The following is a 20,162-nucleotide window of genomic DNA, read 5'->3' as shown; positions in this document are numbered from 1 at the left end:
TACGCAACACACGCATTCCTCTCTGCTTACTCTGAATATTGCCATATCCCGTCATTTCACCAATTCGAACTCGTATGCCACGACCCACGGATTCGATGCCCACGTTCCGCGGCCGGATACCTTATCGATAAGCGCGGCAAAGGCTTCGCGGGGGTTATCGAAATAAAACACTTTTTCTCGGCGTATATCCTCGAAATAGAACTTGTCAATTTTGGGAAAATACTGAAGTCCCTCCTTTAAGCAATCATCACCCGAAATATCCTGCAACCGCTCGCCTTTGATTCCGGTGATGCGGATTCGGTGGGGCATCAAATCTGCTATGACGAACATTTTATTTCTCCATCCCGGCAACTTTGTTATGTATGCCAGCTTGTATCCGTGCACCTTCGAAAGTTGTAACAAATACAATCCTTTGTCATGATATATATTGGATAAGTAATTGTAACTCTGCGCCACAGCCACGATCTCGCCGACCTTGTAGTGGTATTTTACCTCCATAAGGCTCTCCCCGCCATTGGCGATAATGCTGACAAAGCCGTCAGGACAGATGCTGGCGTCTTCGATACGGTCTTCCGGCAGTAACGGGTATCCCGAGATCATCCGCCTCGTCATGGTCTTTCGCCCCTCGATCACCGCCTGCGTCAAGCCGTAGTGGTCGTTAAACATTATCTTTTTCATATATCTATCGTTATCTGCTCTGCTGATTTATTAATGGACAACTGATCCTCTCCGGGCAGATCATACCCGAATCCATATTCACCCATCCAATCAATTCTTATGTCGTAATCCTCAGCCCCATTCTCTACGGCCCATTCGTAAAATTCTTTCGGTGTCATATCATCCTTGTTTTAAGTTGTTCAGTCGGTCTATCTCGGCTCGTAGTTCCTTCTGTATTTCCTTAAAAACCTCATGGATTTTAGCAGTATTCCACATCAGCTTTATACAAATTATGAAGATAACGACCCCGAATACGAACGTAAAAGTATTTCCTGGGTCAGTAATGACTATCTGTATTCCGTGTTCCATTACATACTCAGTTTTTGGCTAAATTCGTCGGCTATCTTTTGGGGCATATCGCCTTGAAAAATGCCGCCCATCATTTCCTTGACAATCTTATGCGCTTTCGCCCGCATCCGCTCCTCGGTTTCCTGCTCGGCTAATTCCTTGTTACTTGGTCTGTCATATCTAATCTTCGTTTTTCTGTTCTATGCTCCCGAAAGATATTCCCCCTCCTTTGGCGAATGCCTGTGCCCATATTTCAGCCGTTGTTCGGGTAAAGTCTCTTGAGAAATGAACATATCCGTCGTCCATCACTTCGAACTTGCAATAACATTTGGCGCACCACTTCCCTATATTCGACGTGCTTACCTCATAGCCGCACCACGGACAATGCACCACCTCCAATACGCTGCCATTCCCGGGTACTTTCCTGCAATGGCTGTGTTTTCTGCATACTTTCATCTCAGTTGTTTTGTTTCGTATTCTTCGATCGTCTTGAATATCTGCAACGCCCCAAATCGAAGCCGCCGATGCCGCTGAAAAGGGAAGCGTGTGTCATGGTCAAAATAGTTTCTGTTGTGCCTGATGCCATTGAAGCCTCCGTTTGGCCCCCTCGTAATAATCTTTGTCGAGTTCTATGCCCATTATTTCGAATCCGAGATCGTCGCAGGCTATACATATCGAACCGCTGCCCAGATGCGTATCGAGAATTTTGTCGCCCGGTTTGGCATAGTTCGACAGCAGCCATTTATAGAGCGCTACGGGCTTCTGGGTGGGATGGATTCGACGCTCATTCAGCATTTTATTTCCTTGTTGTATGCGCCCTTCGGAGATAGATTTTCCTTGACACATTCCGTTCCACATGAATGCAAACAGGCGAACCGTATCAATCAAACTGCAGTAGGCTATTTCGCAATCCGAAAAAGAGCTTTTTCCATTGACTTTATCCCATACGATGCGGCCGGGGCCGAAGGGATAACAGAAATAATTGCATCCCCAAATGATCTGGTTTTTCGATACACGCTGCAATTCCATGAAATAGTTTTTATCGGGAACCGTCCAATGTTTTGCCTCGTAGGCTGGTCCTTTTACTCCTATCGACGATTTAGAAGTTCCGTAATAACCCAATTTCTCAGGACCATCGAAATAGGGCGGATCGACAATCGCCAGATCGAACGATCGGTCTGGAAACTCTCGCAGGAGATTCATACAATCAGCGTTGTGCAGTGTAATATTTCCTAATTTGTCCATCTCTTAAAATTCGATCTTCGATTACGACACTTCAGGTCATCCTCTTGGTTAACTTGGTATCTGATCTGTGCGAATAATTATCGGGATCATTGCTTTTCTGGGACGTGAGTACCCTTTACGGCCCATAGCTTCGAGTTTAGGAATCATCAATTCCAATTCTGAGAGCGAAAGACGGGCGAATTCTTTTCCGGCAATGCGATTGCTCAAACAGAATGTGTCAACAATGTCCCAGTCCGATGTGTCGATTCCAAGCCGCTGCATCCGGTGCAATACGGCAGACCTCAAACGCTTCCGTTCACGGTGGAATTCTTCGCTGCTCATCCCGGGATGTTCGAGTTCCGCTTCGATCGTTCGGCACATAGCCTCGTATTCCGACGTCCGCATATCGCGCAGAGAGGTCGTGCGGCCTTCTGTAAACCGTGCGACAAGAGTTTCCTTGATCTGGCTTCGATCTCCCGGCATTCGGTTCAGGAGTGCGTAAAACCGGGCGTAACTGGTCGGTTTGCGTTTCATGGGACTATTGTTTTGTGAGATCTTCTATTCCTGCATGGGCCTCGAATGTCTCGGCCAGGAATATCCGCATCCGTCGTTGTCTGGCAATCAGATATTCGAGGGTAGCACCCTTGCTCTGCTGCCATCCGGGGAGCATATAGATCGCATCGCACCGGAGCAGCATGGCAATATCCTGCCCCATCTGATCCTCCCATTCCGTGTCGGCTGGCAACCCGTTGTTCATCGGATTGACCGGAATAAGTCCGAATTTGCGGATTTTGGCCTCCGCTTCACCGAATTCCGCCTGCGCCAGCTTGGCGGGACGTCCCGATATGCGGCCACTGATGTATAGTTTCATCACTTCTCGATTTTTGAAAATGGTTTCTGACTTTGCGGTGTCCCCCAATATTCATCTGCCTTCTCGCGCCAGATAGTATACTCTCCAGTCGGACCGAAGAAACGACCGTTACTGAATGCCTTATACCCCTCTACCCAAATTTTCAGTCCGGCATCGTACATTACCGATCGGGCGGCCCGGCCCGCCGGTTGTTTTCCGTCGGCATGGCTCACGAAGACGAGCATCTTGTCCGGATGCCGTTCCTTGAATGCGATGTACTGACGGTAGTCGAGTTGTGTGTACTGGAATGAATCAATGATGACGAAGTCCGGAGACTTGCGCTTCGACAGCCGTTCGTCGAGTTCTTCCATGGATTCTCCGGCTACTACCTGGAACCGTCGTCCGCAATCCTGCATTGCATGACGCCGCAGAGTATTGAGAAACGATACGGAAAGGCCTTCTTCGAGCGAATCGTAGAGCACACGTCCGAAGGGCGTCAAGGCCTTGCCGAAAGACATGACGGCAGAGGTTTTGCCGTTTCCGGATTTTCCCCAAAAGAATACGACGCCCGTGCGGTCTATCTCACCGACGCAGTCTCCCCATCCGCCATCGGGTCGAATCGTATGGCGACGAATCGTGAGAGCCTGGGTTACAGAAAGAGATTTAGCCATGATAAATGGGTTTGAACAGGATTCGAAGTGATTATTTTACTGCAATAGCTGCCAGTCTTTTCTGTTTGTGAATCTCCCGGCGTACACGCCGAAGGTCGAACTCGCATCCGGCAGCATCTTTGACGACCGTTTTAACCGTCCGATCGTCCGTCAGACCATTTGCACGGGCGATTGCGGCGACTTCATAGGATGAAGCCGGCGTCAGTTCGATGAATTTGCGGCAGATGCGCGAATGGATTTCGTCGTAGCCTTTCTTGTTGTACGAAAGTCCTATCTCCATGCGTCGTTTGATATAGTGCGTAGAGATGAACACGATGCCGCAGAAATTCTCCAGCCGGTTGTAGATCGTAATGAAATAGTAGAAAACCGAATCGGAGAGTTTGTCCCCTTCGTCGAATATGAGCAGCGGAGCTTCAAGCGTCAGCAGATGCCGTGTAATCCGTTCGAGCAGTTCGTGCATGCTCCGGTCCGAAATGCCGATGCCCAAGGCTCGGGACATTTCTCGGATGAAGTCGATACGGTGCATGTCCTCCGAACAGGGGATCACGAAAACGTTTTCGTGTTGCGATGCGTAGTCGCGTGCCGTTGTCGTTTTCCCCGAACCTGCCGGAGCGATGGCCCATGCAACATTCTGGAATTGCTGTGCGTCGGAAAACAGTTCGGAGAGTTCCTGATACATCCTCGTCCTGCAGAGCTGCCATCCTTCGGCCCGCTGTCCGGAGATCTGCGCCCGCAGCTTCACAAACATCTCGTCACTGATTGACTCGTACCGGCCATTGAGAATCGTTGATACCGTGCCGGCCGAGATCCCGATCAGGGAGTTTGCTGCTTTGTTTTGGCTCGGGTAGCGGCCGACATAATTTTGGAGCAGCTCGCGAATTTCGTTTTTCTGTTCGTTCGTAAGTTTCATATCAGAATCGGTTATAAAATGATGCTTCATCGAAAGTCATATTGCTGATCTGTTTCTCGGTCTGACCGATGGAAATCGGTTCACAGCTTTCCGCCGCTTCCGTACCGGTAGGAGTCAGCGTATGGACCGCACGTGTGTCGTAGAGACGTTCCTGATCCCGGCGCGATAGGCCTTGCAGGCGTGGTGTACGCAGTCCGTGTTGTTCCGGGGCAACGCCGTGTTCCAGTTCGAGCCTGTATCCTTCCATCTGACGTAGGATGCGCTCTTGTTTGTTCGCTTCGAGCATCGCCCGCAGAAATATCTGTTCTTCGGAGGACTGCTCTTGAATGGCCCGGTGTACGGTTGCGTACGGTCCTGCCGGGACGACCATCCGAAGGCCGCCTACTGCCGGTTTTGTGCAGAGCCATACCTGCGTCATATCGTCCGGATCGTAGCGGACAAAGAATTTGCGGGTCGTATTCTTGCGCCGGAACTCCATATCCGGAAGTCCTGCCGCGTCGAAGACTTCGTAAGTGTAACGTTGTCCTTCGACCTGAATGGTAATACCTGATGACGTGAATTCGCTCGGACGTTCTGTCTCGCGCCAGAACATTTCCATATAGTCGTATCGGGATAATGCCGGAGCCTCGGGATTCTCCGAGCGGAGATACATCTCCCGACGGCTCATTTTCGAATCCGGATGACGCATATCGTTCCAACGCTCCCGATAATCGGCATACGCCCTGCATAATTCCTCGAAGGTGTACAGCCCGTCCGCATTGGCTTCGACAAATTCGAGATTAGGGCGCGAATCGCGACTCGTAGCCGTGATATTTTGTCCTGTGAATCGCCAGTCGGCATGCAGCACTTCGCGCTGGAATCGGCCGAAAAGCGATTCGATCGTCTTGGCCTGCGGCGTATGTGGTGCCGTATTGCGGCTGATTCGACAGATTCGGGACATGAATTCCTTCGATTTGTCCGTTTTCTGCCCTCCCTGATTGTCCGTAACAATCTCGAACGGTTTATGTCCGGCCGTCTCGACTGCCATACGGAACGCTCTGCGCTGCATCTCGGCATTCTCGACCTCCCCGATGCAATAACCCAACAGCATTTCGCTGTAGGCGTCGATCACCTCGTAGACCATTGCCGTTTTCTTGACCAAACGCCCGCTCTTGTCCCGTCCTTTATAATAAAGGTTCAGCTTCGTACCGTCGCCATACCACAAGGCATCGCGAAGAGCCGGCATCACCGTTTGCTGCTTGCGGTCGAACTTCTGGCGTGCAGCCAGTTCTCCATAGACTGCCGCCCACCATTTCGGTGCAATATCCGGACGATCCAGGTAGGCCGTGACGGAATTCATCGACTCGAGTGTTTTCCATCCTTTTTGCTCGGCCCGACGATTGTACTCCTCGAATATCTGGCGAAGCGTATAGACCGGTATGCGACTGCGACGCAGTGCGACCAGCAAACGCCCTCCTTCCGGGGTAATTTTGGATTTGTTCGCATTGCAGAATTTTTTCGATACGAGACTTGCAAAACCTTCACGCTCATAGGCTCTCAATTTATCCTTCAAACGCGCGGCATTCTCCGGAAGCGTGTGGTGAAAGTCATTGCGCATCTGTTCGGCCGTGGCGAGGATATTCTCCCAAATAATCCGGGTCGAGTTTTTAAGACGGTTCCGGCCGATCCGCTGTTCCTGAACCTTTTCCACCAAAACATCGAGAACCGACGCGTTCAGCGTATACTCCTCGATCTTTTCGGCCGGAAGCCGCTCTCCGTTCGGCAATCGGAAGGAGCCTTCTTCCAAGCCCGCAAAGAATTGGCGGGCCGTAGCATTGATCGTAATCATCGGTTTGTTGTTGCTTAGCAATTCTTCCGGATCGCCGTATTTGGCTTCGAACTTATGCCGGAAGCGTTCCGGCAATGATGGGTATTCGATCAGAGCGCAACAACCCAGTCCTTTACCGGGGCGAAGGATATTGAGTTGTTTACGACGTACAAGATTCCGATAATTATTCATGGTCATTACCGGTTCCCCATCATCGCTACGTGTCAGATCCTCTACTGTAACTACTATCGTATGACCAAATCGTTGCATCGTTTTACTTTTTTACCGCTCCTGTGTTGGTATCGCTCCGGATAATACTTTTGTGTTTTACGGAAAAATTAGGGAGCCGATTGTCATCCCTGATTTTCCAACTGTTTTGCTTCCCGCCACAGAACCCAGCTTACCGAACCACTGATTACAGTGGTAAGCAAGTGAATTGTATTCCCGGCACACATGCCAAGAGCGCCTCCAAACGCCAACAGCCCGAATATCGCAGCCCCGACGTAGTTTTCGCGAATGATCCACCTATTGTTCATTGCTGAGTAGGATTTTGGTTCGGTTTTAAGACACCGCCCCGGTCGAGGGCGACCTTGCGAATCTTTTTCGCGAGGTCTGTATTCGTCTTGCATGATAACGCTCTACGGATGGTGAGCTGGCTCACATTGAAGATCTCGCCGAGCACCTTGCGCTCTCCGTACTCAAGAATGATTTTTGCCATAACTTGCTTTTTTGCTATATTTGTCCGCCAGTTACACATTGGAAACTGCATTGCAAATATAACAAATATATTCCCTAATTAGCAAGCGAAATGACAAATAAATTTGGTAGTATTAAAGACAGAATATTACAACTTGCTGAAAAGTCAGGACTTGGAAAGAAGAAGTTTTGTGAAAAAATTGGTATGTCATACTCTAATTTCACGGGAAAAGCCAAAGACACACCTCTTAATTCTACCGCAATAGGGAATATATTGTCTATAATTCCAGAGGTCAATCTTATGTGGCTTATTACGGGGCAAGGAGATATGCTGCGTCTCGATGAGTTTGACAGTACAAAGTTATCGGACAAAGAGACGGTGGCGCAATTATTGACTTATCTTCGGGAAAAAGATGCTGAAATCAAAGACCTTGCAAAACAAATAGGACATCTCGAAGCTGAAAATGAATTAATAAAAGCGGAATCGGAATCCCTCAAAGCTGAAATCAGAACAGCAAAAAAGGCCCCTTCTATGGATGCCGAGGATGCCATCTCTGCCGCTGCAAACGAATAAATAGCATGTGCGTAGTCCCCAAATATTGAAGCACATGATAATTCTTTCGCACACATAATTTGCATGATTTTTCTGCGTAAACATGCAGCAAAATGCTAATATGCAACGTATTACATATTTAAGTTGAAGTAATGCAATGTGTATTATCCATCCATAAAACCGCTATTTACATGCTATTTTTGCATAAATACGACCATTATGCACACACTAATACAAATAAATATATGTTGTAATTGAACATCTAAACGAACATCTAATATATCTTTTTCGTTTTTACGGACGTGATTAATTGAACATCTTAGTGAACATCTTAATGAACATTTAAACTCGAAATGGGCCATATTGCTGGAGTCAGAAAATCGGCTCTCTGAAGATGATTTTCGGACGATTGAACGGTATCTTGAACAGTTCTTGAAGCATACTCGTTGCGGGAGTAACAACATAATAAAACCCCACCGTAATCATCATTTTACCGATGTATGGCGGGGTTTTTCCATACGGAATCGAGGATATCATCGCCGGAATTTGAGCTGTTTTGATAGCTTATTTCGGGGCGTGTAATATTTTCCGCTCAAACGGACCGTTTAAAGGCATGTCAAAGTAACACGAAAGTATCACTAAAGTCGCATTTCGATCGAGCGGCTGTCCGGGACGGTCTTGTGCTTATCTGTCTGTGTTACACGGTATTTACGGGTTTATTGCTCTCCTCTGGTTTGTCACATTTCGTTTTTACCCCCACAAGAGGGGCTGTTTTCAGCGGCAGTTTACTTTAATGCTTCAATAGTCCGCGTCGGTCATGTCGTTCTTTTGGGATCCGGTGTATTTGGTGGCCGGACCCTTCCATTCGATCGTCAGAACGTTTTTGGTTCCCTGTTCCGTGTAACCGAACATTCCGTAGTCCAGCATGGTGAAGGTGAATTCCCACTCCTTGTCGTTCTTCTTGACCGTCAGGGTGGCCTCGTTGGGACATTGTTTCATCCAGGAGTTGTTGCATCCGTATCCCGTGCTGTACCGGCTGAGGTTCGAGTTGTTGAAATTGAACGCCCACTTGCATTCGGTGTCTTCGGTCAGATCGAAGTTGTCCCTTCCGACGTACGCGTCGGGCAGGCGGAACATGGGTGTTCCGATGAGACCGTCGATGCCGAAGTTGTCTTCGGTCTTGTCGGTCCGGAAATAGAAGATGTAGGCCGCGTCGATCATGTCGCCCGTATTCGAGTCGCGGAAGTTCGTGTCGTGACGCAGTTCCAGCGCCGTGACTTCCCAGTCCAGGAGCGTTTCGCCCGTCTCCGACTTGATCGAGACACGGGGGCGGAACGGCTCGACGGGCGTCATGTCGGTCTCCTCCTTGACGGTCGTGAACGTTCCGAACCATTCGCCTTCGAGTTTCGGACCCTCGGGGAATTCCACCGAGAAGCGCAGGTAGGTCCGCTCGCCGGCCTGGATCGTCGTCACCGTACCCGTCGCGCCCTCGACTTTGGCGTTGTCCCACGTCCGGTAGGCCCGGTAGTCGAAGATCCGCACCTGTGCCTCCTGCTTTCCGAAATCGACCGTCGCACCCTGTAATTGGGAGGTCGAGAGGTTGAACGAGACGGCGTAATGGCCCTTCGTCAGTCCATCGGGAGCCTCGGCATCGGCGACCTGTCCGAACGTGAGGACGTTGGTGGCGGCGCTCTGGTAGAGGAACACCTTCTTCAGATCGTTCGTTTCGTGCGTTTCGCCCTCGGTCACCGTCAGGCTGTTCGTGCTCGCGTAGCCCACGACGGGATCGCCCGCATAGGCGGCACGCAGACGGCTCGCGCCCTTCTCGGCGTCGAGCGTCAGGGTGAGCTTCGAGCCCGACTTGGCCAGGGAGAGCGTGCCGGTCATGCCTTCGCCGCTCTCGAACTCGCCGCATGCGATCCGGATCTTTTCGGCGTCGGCCGTCGCCAGATCGACTTCGGCGGTCTCCACGCCGTCGGCGACCGTGATCTGCAAGCCGGCCGTTTCCTCGGAGGGGGCCGTCACGTCGGGATCGGCATAGAAGCAGTAGGTCGTCGCGGCGGCCGCGGCGGCGTGCCATTCGACGGCGCTTCCGATGCCGGTCACCGTCTTGTCCAGCTCGTACTGGTTCGTCAGCTCGGCGGGAACGGCCTCGGTGCAGGTGTTGTTGTACCGCGCCAGCAGCGTCTTGCCCGACTTCATCGTCACCTCGACATGGAGGTTGAGCTTCGAGGTCTCGGCGACCAGGTCGGCCTGCAGCGACACCTTCTCGACGTCGGTCTTCAGCGTGTTCCTGTTCACCGCGATGTCCTTGTAGGCGATCTCGAACTCGTCGGTCTCCGTATTGACGGTTCCCTTGGGGTTGCGGACCGCAATGCGCAGGAAGTCGTTCACCGCGGTCATGTCGTCCATGCCGGTCACGCCGTTCGAGGGCGAGAGGTAGAACGTGTAGAGGTCGGTGTCCTCCACCTCGTAGATCGCCGACTTGATGTCCACGGGATCGCCTCCGTCGTATTCGAACTGGTCGTTCAGCTCGACCGGATCGGGCGGGGGCGTCGGGCCGTCCTTGCCTTCGTTATCGTCGGAGCACGACACGAAGCTTCCGGCGGCGAGCAGCATCGCCCAGGTCAGGACGCGTAGTCCCGAAAGATAGCTCTTTTTCATAAGCAAGAGGGTTTAAAGGTTTTTGGGTGTAACGGCGCGGGTGGGCCGCACCCGCGCCGTTTCGGGGTTCCTCTACCGGAGCGAGAGCCGGCGTGCGGGGAGGGCCTGTGCGGGTTTCGAGTCCGCGGCGTCGCGCATCGTCGGGAAGCGCTGCTTTTCGGACGCGGGTTTCGCCTCCGGTGCGGCCGCGGCCGCGGGTTTGAACTCCTTGCCCGAGGAGACTACCGGGGTGACGCCGTCGCCCAGCACGACCGGGCCGGTCCACGTGCCCGTGATGCTGTGGTGCAGCACGTCCTCGCCGTCCACCTCGAAGGTGAACCAGTTTTCGCCGCCCTCGGCCTTCGTGATCGTCACGGTTCCTTCGTAGATGCTGGCGTATCCCTTCATTGAGGCGATGTTGAGCCAGCCGTCGATGACGATGTGATCCGGATTGCTGTGGTATTTGGGATAGCCGTTGCCGATCGCGCTGCCGATGCCCAGCCAGCGTGTACCGATATGGCCTTCGCCGCCCTGGTAGCCGCGGAGTGCGACACCGGGCCGCATCTGGGCCGGATAGCGGTTCGGCGAGAGGGTGTAGGTTCCCGGAGTGATCTTGCCCTCGTCGCCCGGCTCCACGAGCAGGTCGAGACGGACGATGTCGCCCTCGACGAGTTTGCCCGGATCGTTGTATTCGCCGGTCGGATCGTGCTTGTAGGTTCCCGTGGCGAGACCGAGGTCGATGAACTGGTAGCCGCAGGCTTCCGGAGCGGGCGGAGTGACGGTGGTGAGATCGGCCACGTCGATCGTGCCCAGTCCGGGGACGAAGATCTGCGTCTGCGGGAAGCAGTGCGCTTTCTCCAGGTAGCTCAGGTCCATGTCGAGATCCTCGGTGAGCGTCGAGGAGCCGTCGTCTTCGCTGTCGTCCGACTGGTCCTCGAGCGGAATGTCGCCCTCGAAGCTGCCCTTGAACACGTAGCCCGTCTGCGCCTCGATTTCGAACGTGACGCGGTGACGGTTGTTGGCCAGCTCCTCGATTTCGATCGTGCCCTCCGAGCCGTACGAGTACTGGCCGTTCTGCGTCTGGTCGTCATAGGCGGCGTAGGTTCCCATGGGGATCACCATGCCGAGGATGGTCATTTCGGCGGCCGGCATCCACGTATCCTTCTTGTAGGTCGTGGCGGCCGTGTACGTGCCGGGGGTGAGCTTGCGTTCCTTCTTCGGGTCCAGGAACTTCGGACCGATGACAGTGAGCTTCACCGCATAGCCGAAGGGCTCGCCGGCGTCGCCCTTCTCGTCGTAGAAGGTCATTTCGATCATGCCGCCGCCGGTGTCATAGACGTCGCCGCTGTACACGCCCTGGGCATATACGCCCTTGAACTCGATGTCGTGCATCAGGTGCGGCATGGTGGGCAGCGTCGTGCCGTTGCCCACGCGCAGGTCGCCCTCGAACGAGATCGGATACTCCGTGCCCGCTTCGCCGACGATGCCGTCCTCGTCGAGGAACGTCGTGGAGATCTTGGCGATGTTCTGCGCGTCGCGCGAGATCGTGATCGGGCCCGAGAGGTGCATCTGGTTGTAGTTCGTTCCGTCGAAGTAGAGCACGAAGCTGTTGTCGAACGAATAGGTGTGGTCCTCCAGCCCGGGGCTTTCGTTGAAGACGCCCGTGGGGAAGGTCTTCCACTTCTCGCCGCTGTCGAGGTAGCAGTCGATGACCAGCATGTAGCCCGGCTCGGTGAGCGCGGCCTGAACGCCGCTCTGGATCGTGTAGGGCGCGTCGGTTACGGCGATGTAGTAGTCGTTGGCGCCCGAGGCGGGTTTCTCGCTGCCCAGCCACCAACTGAACACCGGCGTATCGAGGACGATGCCTTCGCCCTGCCCGCTCTGCTCGCTGTGGCGGGAGCACGTGCCGTTGTAGGAGGCCGTGAGCGTCTCGCCGGACTTCATGGCGGCGTCGAGGGTCATCTTGACCGTCGTCAGCGAGGTCAGTTGCAGCGACAGCGTGCTTTTGGCCGTGTTGTCGGCCGAGGCGGCGGAGATGTCCACCTTCTTGTAAAGCAGCGAATTGCCTTCGGCGAGCAGGTCGATGTCGCCCGTCGGGGTGTCGGTTTCGATCTTGATGTAGTCGTCGGCCAGCAGCATGGCGTCGAGGTCGAGCAGGCCCTCTGTGGGCGAGAAGTAGAACGTGTAGGTTTTGCCCGTTTCATCGACCTGATAGACAACAGAGCCGATTTTGCTCTCGGTTCCTTCGTAAACGAACGAGTTTTCCCCTCCTCCCGGAGGCGGAGTGTCGTCGTCGCCGTCGTCCGAGCACGACGACCACAAAAAGCTGCACATTCCCAATACGGAGAACAGCAGGCACCACGGATAGAATTTCTTCATAGAGCTGATGATTTATGAAGGCCGGGAATCCCGACCGGGTTTGTCCTTGTCCGGCCCCGCGGCGGCCGGAACCGCCGCAGGACGAAAATGCTCACTGCACCGCGAAAGCAGAAATAAGGGTTTTAAAAAAAAGGAAGCGTGGTGCCGAAGACTTATTTTAACAGTGAGGTTCTGGAATACCTTGGAGATAAAATAAGCAACAGCCCCACGCCTGTATCCGAAGAGACGGGTACAACGTAGAAAGGAGTCAGCTCATTCTCTCTCCAATTGAATTTTCCAGATTCCACTGTGAGAATAAACTTGCGCTTCCGCATCAAATATGTCGTCCAAATATAGGGAACAGATTTGAATTATGCAAGTGACCGCCTTTCATTTCGGAGCTGTTGCAGGGCAAAATTCGACAAAAAGTTTGTGAAAATCAATATTTACCCTTAAATATGTAATTTCTAAACTGGGAAATACCGTCCTTCTCCGAACCGTTTTCCGGTCGTTACGGACCGTTTTTCGGCCGTCGTTCCGGGCTGTGTGTTAGTCGTTTATCCGGGTATGCCGCCGGGAGCGTCCGCACGAGGGGCACTCTTCGGTGCGGAGGGGTGCGCCGACTTCGGGACGGAAAATGCATTTTTCTCGTTTTTTTTGCCGAGACCGGCGCCGAAGGACCGGATTCGGCCTGATTCCGTGTGTTCTATGATACGTAGGCCGGGGGACCGGAGGGAAGACCGGGCGGAATGTAGCGGGGATTTCTTCGGGCCCCGGGGCCGGAAACCGCCGGACCGCCGGGAAGAACGGGAAGGCGGAAGAGACCCGTCCGGTCCGGCGGGACCGCTCGTTCGGGTGCGGAAATTCCGCCGGAAGGGTGTCGGAACGGCCGGAAGGAATCGGCCGAACGGGCGCAATGATCGGCTAAAAGGGCGTATCGGCGCGGGTGAAAGGACTGCGGAACATGCTGAACGGGCGGAGGAGAAACGGCCGGGCGGTTCGGGCGGATACCTATTATATTAGGGGAATGTCCGGCGGGCGGAGGGTTCCGTCCGCCGAAAAAAATACCACCCCGGAGTGTTCGGGGTGGTATTCGGAAACGCTTCGGACCGGGTTCGGCGGTCCCGGGGGCGTCACTCCTCGATGAAGTCGATGTTGATTTCGCGCTGGAAAACCTCCTGTAGCGAGATCATGGTTTCGGTCGAGGCGAGGCCCTGGATGTGCAGGATGCCGTCGAAAATCGTCCGCATCAGGTGTTCGTTGTCCACGCAGTAGAGCTTCGCGAGGATGTTGCCCGCTCCGGTGATGAAGTGGCATTCCACGATTTCCGGAACCTTTTTCAGCTCCTCGATGGCCTCCGACAGCAGTTTCGGATCGCGCAGCGTGATGCTGACGTGCGCGCAGACGTCGAAGCCCATCATCTTGGGGTTCACGACGAGCCGGCTGCCGAGAATCACGCCCGCCTCGTCGAGCTTGCGGATGCGCTGGTGGATGGCGGCTCCCGAAATGCCGCATTCGCGCGCGATCTCCAGAAAAGGCATCCGCGCGTTCTTTATCAGGTATTTGAGGATTTTGCGATCTATCGCGTCGAGTGCTACCTTAGGCATGGCGGGGGATCATTTAAGTACGTTCAACTCCTTGCCGACCTTGATGAAGGCGGCGATGCAACGGTCGAGCTGCTCGGTCGTGTGGCCTGCGGAAACCTGGACGCGGATGCGCGCCTCGCCTTTCGGCACGACCGGATAATAGAAGCCCGTGACGAAAACGCCCTCGTCCTGGAGCTTCGCGGCGAAGTCCTGCGAGAGTTTGGCGTCGTAGAGCATCACGGCGCAGATGGCCGACTGCGTGGGTTTGATGTCGAACCCGGCGTCGAGCATTCCCCGGCGGAAGTGTTCGACGTTGGCCACCAGCCGGTCGTGCAGCTCGTCGCTTTCGGCGAGCATCCGGAACATTTCGATCGAGGCTCCCACGACGGCGGGGGGCAGCGAATTGGAGAAGAGGTAGGGACGCGACCGCTGGCGCAGCATGTCGATGATCTCCTTGCGGCCCGTGGTGAAGCCGCCCACGGCGCCGCCGAAGGCCTTGCCCAGCGTGCCGGTCAGGATGTCCACCTTGCCGCGCAGGTCGTAGAGCTCGGTGATGCCGCGGCCCGTTTTGCCCAGCACGCCGGCCGAGTGGCACTCGTCCACCATCACCAGCGCGTCGTACTTCTCGGCCAGTGCGCAGATCTTGTCGAGCGGTGCGGCGTTGCCGTCCATCGAGAACACGCCGTCGGTGCAGATGATGCGGAACCGCTGGGCCTGCGCCTTCCTGAGACACTCCTCCAGTTCGGCCATGTCGGCATTGGCGTAACGGTAGCGCACGGCCTTGCACAGACGCACGCCGTCGATGATCGAGGCGTGGTTGAGTGCGTCGGAGATGATGGCGTCCTCCTGGGTGAAGAGCGGCTCGAACACGCCGCCGTTGGCGTCGAAGCAGGCGGCGTAGAGGATCGTGTCCTCCGTGCCGAAGTAGTCGGAGACGGCCTTTTCCAGCTCCTTGTGGATGTCCTGGCAGCCGCAGATGAAACGCACGGACGACATGCCGAAGCCGCGGCGGTCCATGGCCTGCTTGGCCGCTTCGATCAGGCGTTTGTTGTCCGACAGTCCGAGGTAGTTGTTGGCGCAGAAGTTCAGCACCTTGCGGCCTGCCACCTCGATCTCGGCCCGCTGGGGCGACTCGATGATCCGTTCCTTCTTGTAAAGCCCCGCAGCCTCGATTTCGGCGAGTTCCCGCTGCAGGTGTTCCTTGATTTTCCCGTACATATCCGTTAATTTTTTGATGAATGATCGCCTGTGAAGTGTCAATTTGTTACAAATATACGATTATTTCCCGAAAACAGCCACTTTCGCGCCGCTTTTTTCACCGGGGCGGGTAACGGATCGTAACCTGCCGTCCGTCGCAGCCCCGCGGACGGGGCGGGAAGCCGGCGCCGCGCGGTATTTCCGTCCCGGGCGGGACGGATGAAATTTCACGCGCCGCCCTTGCCGTCCCGCGGAAATTTGCCTATCTTTGGAATTCGAACAACTAAATGCGACACTATGAAAAAATCGTGTGTTTTGGTCAGCGGCGGCGCCGGCTACATCGGATCGCATACCGCCGTGGAGCTGATCGCCGCGGGCTACGACGTGGTTATCGTCGATAACCTTTCGAACAGCGACATCGCCGCCGTCGAGGGGGTCCGCCGCATCACGGGGACGGAGATCCCCTTCGTCGAGGCCGACTGCTGCGACCGCGAAGCGTTCCGCCGGGTCTTCGAACGGTACGAGTTCGACTCGGTGATCCATTTCGCCGCGTCGAAGGCCGTGAACGAGTCGGTCCGCAAGCCGCTCGAATATTACGGCAACAACCTCACCTCGTTCATGAACGTCATCTCGCTGATGCGCGAGTTCGGGCGGCGGAACATCGTCTTCTCGTCGTCGTGCACCGTTTACGGCGAACCGGACAAGCAGCCCGTCACGGAGCGCACGCCCCGCAAGCCGGCCACCTCGCCCTACGGCAACACCAAACAAATGTGCGAAGACATCCTGCGCGACTCGGTGGGAGCCTACGAGGGGATGAGGGGCATTGCCCTGCGCTATTTCAACCCCATCGGCGCGCATCCCTCGGCCCTGATCGGCGAGCTGCCGCGCGGCGTGCCGCAGAACCTCGTGCCCTATATCACGCAGACGGCCGCCGGGCTGCGCGAGTGCCTTTCGGTCTTCGGCGACGACTACCCGACTCCCGACGGATCGTGCATCCGCGACTATATCGACGTGGTGGATCTGGCCCGCGCGCATGTCGCCGCGATCCGCCGCATGATCGGGAACCGGAGCGCGGAGCCGTACGAGGTCTTCAACGTCGGCACGGGCCGCGGCGTCTCGGTGCTCGAACTGGTGCACCGTTTCGAGGAGGTCAATCACCTGAAGCTCAACTATCGGATCGCACCCCGCCGCGAGGGCGACATCGTCGCCATCTGGGCCGACCCGACCCTTGCGAACACGGAGCTGGGCTGGCGGGCCGAGCGCACGCTCGACGAGACGCTCGCTTCGGCCTGGAAGTGGGAGAAGCGCCTGCGCGGCATCGAGTAGCGGGTTTCCGGATTTCCCGTCCCGGTCCTTCGGCGGACGGGGACGACAGTACGGCGCCGGACGGAATTTTACAAGCAAATTCCGTCCGGCGTTCGTCGTGTGCGGGGCGTGGACCCTCCCTGCCGCAGCGTTCCGGGAGGCGGGTCACGGCCGTTTCCGAAGCCCCGAATTGGCGTCCTCCACCCTGCATTCGCCTCCGTAGTCGATCAGCGCGCCCGACGAATGGCAGGCCTTCAGCAGGCGCGTGCACCATACGACGGCCCGGCTCGACGACGTGGCGTTGATCGAATAGTCGGCCACCCGCAGGTCCGGCGCATCGAACCGGCTTCCCGAGGAGGCCGATACGCTGCCCGCGGAGACGCGGGCGTCGCCCAGAAGCTCGATGCGGGCCGAACTGGTGGCTTGCGCCTCGAACCGCTCTCCCGAAAATTCACCGCGGATCGCGCTGCCGCTGGTGGCCGTCAGCTCGGCCCGTTCGGCCGTCATCGCTCCGTCGAGGCGCGACGAGGAGGAGGCCGTCGCGTCGAGCGATCCGGTCCGGATGGCGCCCCGGAAGGCTGCGCCGCTCGACAGCATCAGGCGCGTGTCCGGTGCCGATACGGGTCCTTCGAAACGCGACGAGGAGGTGGCGACGATGTCCAGCGTGCCGTCGCTTCTGACCGGGGCGTTGAAACGCGAGCCGCTCGACAGCGTGATCTGCCCGCCGCCCGTCTGCACCGAACCGTCGAAAGCCGAGGAACTCGTCAGCCGGATATCGCCCGTTCCCGAACAGTGCAGGTCGGTTCGGATCCGCGAGCCGGAGCTGGCGGCGACCGTGCCGGTTCCGGTGCGCACCGTTCCCGCGAAGCGGCTCGATCCGGAGAGCGTCAGTTGCAGGTCGGAGGTCTCGACGTCGGCTTCGATCGAACTGCCCGAGGAGGCGAGGAGCACCGCCGAATGCCTTCCGACCGGGGCTTTGCAGACGATCTGCGCCGATGCCGTGGCGCGAAGCGTCTCGAGCCGCTTCGAAGCGGGTACGACGGCCGAGACCGAACAGTTGCTGACCGACTGGGCGTCGATCGAGATGCGCAGGTCGCCGTCCCGTCCTTCGACCGTCACGTGGTCGATCACGTTGTCGTCGGCCGTGACGAGAATGTCCGATGCGGCCGGATCGACCGTGACCCGGATTCCCCGCGAGACGTGCAGGGAGTGGTAGTTGCCCGCCCGGCCGCGCTGCTGCGTTTCCATCCGGCCGCTGCCTTTCAGCGTCCGGGTCCGCCGCCTGCCGTTGCCGGGTTCCGCCGCGGTGTATCCTGTGGCGGTGTATCCTGCCGGGACGTATCCTGTCGCCGCATGTTCCGTTGCGGAGGATCGGTTTTCCGCAGCGGCGGGTTCCGCCGCGGTGCGGAGGGGCGTTTTCGCCTCCGCGGCGGTCCAGGCGAGGAGGCAGAGCAGGGGGAGCAGTCGTTTTTTCATATCGGTTGTATTTTAGGTGTCCGTTCGATGCGCCGTCGTCCGGAGGGGAGGCGCATTCCTCTCCGCGGATACGCCGCTGTCGCGTCCGCCGGACCGGATCCGGTCCGGCGGACGATTTCAAAGATACGGAATTTAAATCCGAACCGGAAATTTTTCCGGGAAAATTCCGCCGCCGATTTTTAATTTTCAGTTATTTACACTAACTTTGCCGCCCGAAAGACAGGCGGATGTGGGATGCGGCCGTTTCAGGCCGCATTGAGAACCGCCGGTGGAAACATTAACCAAATAACAACACAACACCATGAAAACCATTTCGGTAAAGGCTGTGAAGCGCGCCGACTTCGGCAAGAAGGCGGCCAAGGCCGTGCGCCGCGAGGGCATGATTCCCTGCGTATTGTGCGGCAACGGCGAGACGGTCGCCTTTTCGGTAGATCCCCGCGAGATCAAACCGCTGATCTACACCCCCAATTCGTATATCGTCGAGTTCGACTTCGACGGCAGCAAGGAGCAGGCCGTGCTGCGCGAGGCGCAGTTCCATCCGGTGCGCGAGGAGATTCTCCATCTGGATTTCTACCGCGTGGCCGCCGGCAAGCCCGTTTCGATCGCCATTCCGGTGCGCCTGACGGGTAACGCCGAGGGTGTGAAGGTCGGCGGCAAGCTGACGCTGTCGGCCCGCAAGCTGACCGTGAGCGCTCTGGTGGAGAACCTGCCCGACGAGATCGTCGTGGACGTGACGCCGCTGGGCGTGGGCAAGACGATCTTCGTAGGCGACCTCCAGTTCGAGAACCTCCGGTTCGTGACGCCCGCCACGACCGCCGTCTGCGCCGTCCGCGTTACGCGCGCTTCGCGCGGAGCCGCTGCCGCCGAGGGCAAATAGCCGCTGACCGCGTATGAAATACCTCATCGTTGGATTGGGGAATATCGGCGCCGAGTACGCCGAAACCCGTCACAACATCGGATTCAAAGTGTTGGACGCCCTCGCAGAGGCGTCCAACGCTGTTTTTACCACGGCGCGTTACGGCGACGTCGCCGAGGTGAAATACAAGGGCCGGACGCTCGTGCTGCTCAAGCCTTCGACCTACATGAACCTCTCGGGCAAGGCCGTCCGCTACTGGATGGACGCCGGGAAGATCGCTCCGGAGAACCTGCTCGTCGTATCGGACGACATCGCCCTGCCGTTCGGCATGCTGCGCCTGCGCCCGAAGGGGAGTGCCGGAGGTCACAACGGGCTGAAAAACATCGCCGAACTGCTCGGTACGGAGGAGTACGCCCGGATGCGTTTCGGCGTGGGCGGCGACTTCCCGAAAGGACATCAGGTGGAATACGTGCTGGGCGAATGGACCGACGCTGAGCGCGAGGCGATGCCCGGACGGCTGAAGGTGTTCGTCGATGCGATCCGCTCGTTCGCGACGGCCGGCGTGGCTACGACGATGAATTTTTTCAACAAGAAGTGACCGCGGCCTTCCGCGGAGAAGGGAGGACGGACGGGTTCGCCGTGCGGTGAAGGGAACAGTCGGGGCTATCTTTTTCCGTACACATTATCGAAATACTTTTGGTACTCTCCGGAGGAGATATTTTCGAGCCACGCTTGGTTTTCGAGGTACCACCTCACCGTCCGTTCGATCCCCTCTTCGAACTGCAGCGAAGGCTCCCACCCCAGTTCTCTCTGGAGTTTTCGCGAGTCGATGGCATATCGCAGGTCGTGCCCCTTTCGGTCGGAGACATACGTGATCAGGTCGTCCGAATATCCTTCTGGGTTTCCCAGCAGACGGTCCGCCGTGCGGATGAGCACCCTTACGATGTCGATGTTCTTCCACTCGTTGAATCCCCCGATGTTGTACGTCTCTGCGACCTTTCCCCTGTGGAATATGGTGTCGATAG

Annotated in this window: 19 protein-coding genes; 4 read left to right on the top strand and 15 right to left on the bottom strand. The window is 56.4% G+C overall.

What is annotated here, in order from left to right; genetic code table 11:
* Positions 1-51: 51 nt before the first annotated feature.
* The 9 genes from KB554_RS10815 to KB554_RS10775 form a co-directional block, all read right to left on the bottom strand.
* Positions 52-678 (bottom strand): hypothetical protein, encoded by a 627-nt coding sequence (locus KB554_RS10815; protein ID WP_211036076.1) that lies wholly within the window; start codon positions 676-678, stop codon positions 52-54.
* A complete protein-coding gene (locus KB554_RS10810) occupies positions 675-836 on the bottom strand; it encodes a hypothetical protein (protein ID WP_211036074.1) in 162 nt (53 codons plus the stop codon). Before KB554_RS10810 ends, KB554_RS10815 begins: the two co-directional genes overlap by 4 nt.
* Positions 837-1,560: 724 nt before the next feature.
* A complete protein-coding gene (locus tag KB554_RS10805; protein WP_242116264.1) occupies positions 1,561-2,208 on the bottom strand; it encodes a DNA methyltransferase in 648 nt (215 codons plus the stop codon).
* Positions 2,209-2,298: 90 nt separating this feature from the next.
* Complete coding sequence (locus KB554_RS10800) at positions 2,299-2,763, bottom strand: hypothetical protein (protein ID WP_211036070.1); 465 nt, start codon at positions 2,761-2,763, stop codon at positions 2,299-2,301.
* 4 nt (positions 2,764-2,767) lie between these two features.
* Positions 2,768-3,100, bottom strand: a complete 333-nt coding sequence (locus KB554_RS10795) for a DUF4406 domain-containing protein (RefSeq protein WP_211036068.1) — start codon at positions 3,098-3,100, stop codon at positions 2,768-2,770.
* Positions 3,100-3,750 carry a hypothetical protein gene (locus KB554_RS10790; protein WP_211036067.1) on the bottom strand — a complete coding sequence of 217 codons (651 nt, stop codon included), beginning with the start codon at positions 3,748-3,750 and terminating at the stop codon, positions 3,100-3,102. Before KB554_RS10790 ends, KB554_RS10795 begins: the two co-directional genes overlap by 1 nt.
* Positions 3,751-3,781: 31 nt before the next feature.
* Positions 3,782-4,660 (bottom strand): AAA family ATPase, encoded by an 879-nt coding sequence (locus tag KB554_RS10785; protein WP_211036205.1) that lies wholly within the window; start codon positions 4,658-4,660, stop codon positions 3,782-3,784.
* A gap of 1 nt (position 4,661) precedes the next feature.
* Positions 4,662-6,737, bottom strand: a complete 2,076-nt coding sequence (locus tag KB554_RS10780) for a kinase (RefSeq protein WP_211036065.1) — start codon at positions 6,735-6,737, stop codon at positions 4,662-4,664.
* Between the two features lie 262 nt (positions 6,738-6,999).
* Complete coding sequence (locus KB554_RS10775; RefSeq protein ID WP_211036063.1) at positions 7,000-7,185, bottom strand: hypothetical protein; 186 nt, start codon at positions 7,183-7,185, stop codon at positions 7,000-7,002.
* Between the two features lie 90 nt (positions 7,186-7,275).
* Between KB554_RS10775 and KB554_RS10770 the strand changes: the two genes are divergently transcribed.
* Positions 7,276-7,737, top strand: coding sequence for a hypothetical protein (locus KB554_RS10770; RefSeq protein ID WP_211036061.1), 462 nt, complete (start codon positions 7,276-7,278; stop codon positions 7,735-7,737).
* 777 nt (positions 7,738-8,514) lie between these two features.
* On the opposite strand, the gene KB554_RS10765 is transcribed toward KB554_RS10770, so the two are convergent.
* The 4 genes from KB554_RS10765 to kbl form a co-directional block, all read right to left on the bottom strand.
* Positions 8,515-10,380, bottom strand: coding sequence for a hypothetical protein (locus KB554_RS10765; protein WP_211036059.1), 1,866 nt, complete (start codon positions 10,378-10,380; stop codon positions 8,515-8,517).
* A gap of 72 nt (positions 10,381-10,452) precedes the next feature.
* On the bottom strand, positions 10,453-12,738 hold the full coding sequence (locus KB554_RS10760) for a hypothetical protein (RefSeq protein WP_211036057.1): 2,286 nt from the start codon (positions 12,736-12,738) through the stop codon (positions 10,453-10,455).
* Between the two features lie 1,112 nt (positions 12,739-13,850).
* Complete coding sequence (locus tag KB554_RS10755) at positions 13,851-14,324, bottom strand: winged helix-turn-helix transcriptional regulator (RefSeq protein WP_141428308.1); 474 nt, start codon at positions 14,322-14,324, stop codon at positions 13,851-13,853.
* A 9-nt stretch (positions 14,325-14,333) separates the two neighbouring features.
* Complete coding sequence (kbl, locus tag KB554_RS10750; RefSeq protein WP_141428307.1) at positions 14,334-15,521, bottom strand: glycine C-acetyltransferase; 1,188 nt, start codon at positions 15,519-15,521, stop codon at positions 14,334-14,336.
* Positions 15,522-15,797: 276 nt separating this feature from the next.
* On the opposite strand from kbl, the gene galE reads away from it, so the two are divergent.
* The gene (gene galE, locus KB554_RS10745) at positions 15,798-16,826 is read left to right on the top strand and encodes a UDP-glucose 4-epimerase GalE (protein WP_211036055.1); all 1,029 of its coding nucleotides are present in this window, start codon (positions 15,798-15,800) and stop codon (positions 16,824-16,826) included.
* 144 nt (positions 16,827-16,970) lie between these two features.
* Here the strand turns inward: galE and KB554_RS10740 are convergent, their stop codons facing one another.
* Positions 16,971-18,281, bottom strand: a complete 1,311-nt coding sequence (locus KB554_RS10740; protein ID WP_211036053.1) for a DUF2807 domain-containing protein — start codon at positions 18,279-18,281, stop codon at positions 16,971-16,973.
* 301 nt (positions 18,282-18,582) lie between these two features.
* Between KB554_RS10740 and KB554_RS10735 the strand changes: the two genes are divergently transcribed.
* Entirely contained in the window at positions 18,583-19,158 is a 576-nt protein-coding gene (locus KB554_RS10735) for a 50S ribosomal protein L25/general stress protein Ctc (RefSeq protein WP_141428304.1), read from the top strand.
* Positions 19,159-19,171: 13 nt separating this feature from the next.
* Positions 19,172-19,735, top strand: a complete 564-nt coding sequence (pth, locus tag KB554_RS10730; protein ID WP_211036051.1) for an aminoacyl-tRNA hydrolase — start codon at positions 19,172-19,174, stop codon at positions 19,733-19,735.
* Positions 19,736-19,800: 65 nt separating this feature from the next.
* Here pth and KB554_RS10725 read toward each other — a convergent pair.
* Positions 19,801-20,162: GDP-mannose 4,6-dehydratase (locus KB554_RS10725; protein ID WP_211036049.1), on the bottom strand; the 362-nt coding region annotated here is incomplete at its 5' end.

Origin of the sequence: Alistipes sp. Marseille-P2263 (assembly GCF_018101075.1) — a bacterium.
Taxonomy (GTDB): Bacteria; Bacteroidota; Bacteroidia; order Bacteroidales; family Rikenellaceae; genus Alistipes; species Alistipes dispar.
Note: the sequence above shows the minus strand (reverse complement) of the source record. Positions and strands in the feature narration are given on the sequence as shown.

Coding starts and splice junctions, on each gene's coding strand:
- KB554_RS10790 (WP_211036067.1), bottom strand. CDS start 3,750: ATGGCTAAATCTCTTTCTGTAACCCAGGCTCTCACGATTCGTCGCCAT.
- KB554_RS10765 (WP_211036059.1), bottom strand. CDS start 10,380: ATGAAAAAGAGCTATCTTTCGGGACTACGCGTCCTGACCTGGGCGATG.
- KB554_RS10775 (WP_211036063.1), bottom strand. CDS start 7,185: ATGGCAAAAATCATTCTTGAGTACGGAGAGCGCAAGGTGCTCGGCGAG.
- KB554_RS10805 (WP_242116264.1), bottom strand. CDS start 2,208: ATGAATCTCCTGCGAGAGTTTCCAGACCGATCGTTCGATCTGGCGATT.
- KB554_RS10815 (WP_211036076.1), bottom strand. CDS start 678: ATGAAAAAGATAATGTTTAACGACCACTACGGCTTGACGCAGGCGGTG.
- KB554_RS10735 (WP_141428304.1), top strand. CDS start 18,583: ATGAAAACCATTTCGGTAAAGGCTGTGAAGCGCGCCGACTTCGGCAAG.
- KB554_RS10795 (WP_211036068.1), bottom strand. CDS start 3,100: ATGAAACTATACATCAGTGGCCGCATATCGGGACGTCCCGCCAAGCTG.
- KB554_RS10780 (WP_211036065.1), bottom strand. CDS start 6,737: ATGCAACGATTTGGTCATACGATAGTAGTTACAGTAGAGGATCTGACA.
- KB554_RS10755 (WP_141428308.1), bottom strand. CDS start 14,324: ATGCCTAAGGTAGCACTCGACGCGATAGATCGCAAAATCCTCAAATAC.
- KB554_RS10770 (WP_211036061.1), top strand. CDS start 7,276: ATGACAAATAAATTTGGTAGTATTAAAGACAGAATATTACAACTTGCT.
- KB554_RS10810 (WP_211036074.1), bottom strand. CDS start 836: ATGACACCGAAAGAATTTTACGAATGGGCCGTAGAGAATGGGGCTGAG.
- KB554_RS10760 (WP_211036057.1), bottom strand. CDS start 12,738: ATGAAGAAATTCTATCCGTGGTGCCTGCTGTTCTCCGTATTGGGAATG.
- pth (WP_211036051.1), top strand. CDS start 19,172: ATGAAATACCTCATCGTTGGATTGGGGAATATCGGCGCCGAGTACGCC.
- KB554_RS10800 (WP_211036070.1), bottom strand. CDS start 2,763: ATGAAACGCAAACCGACCAGTTACGCCCGGTTTTACGCACTCCTGAAC.
- KB554_RS10740 (WP_211036053.1), bottom strand. CDS start 18,281: ATGAAAAAACGACTGCTCCCCCTGCTCTGCCTCCTCGCCTGGACCGCC.
- kbl (WP_141428307.1), bottom strand. CDS start 15,521: ATGTACGGGAAAATCAAGGAACACCTGCAGCGGGAACTCGCCGAAATC.
- KB554_RS10785 (WP_211036205.1), bottom strand. CDS start 4,660: ATGAAACTTACGAACGAACAGAAAAACGAAATTCGCGAGCTGCTCCAA.
- galE (WP_211036055.1), top strand. CDS start 15,798: ATGAAAAAATCGTGTGTTTTGGTCAGCGGCGGCGCCGGCTACATCGGA.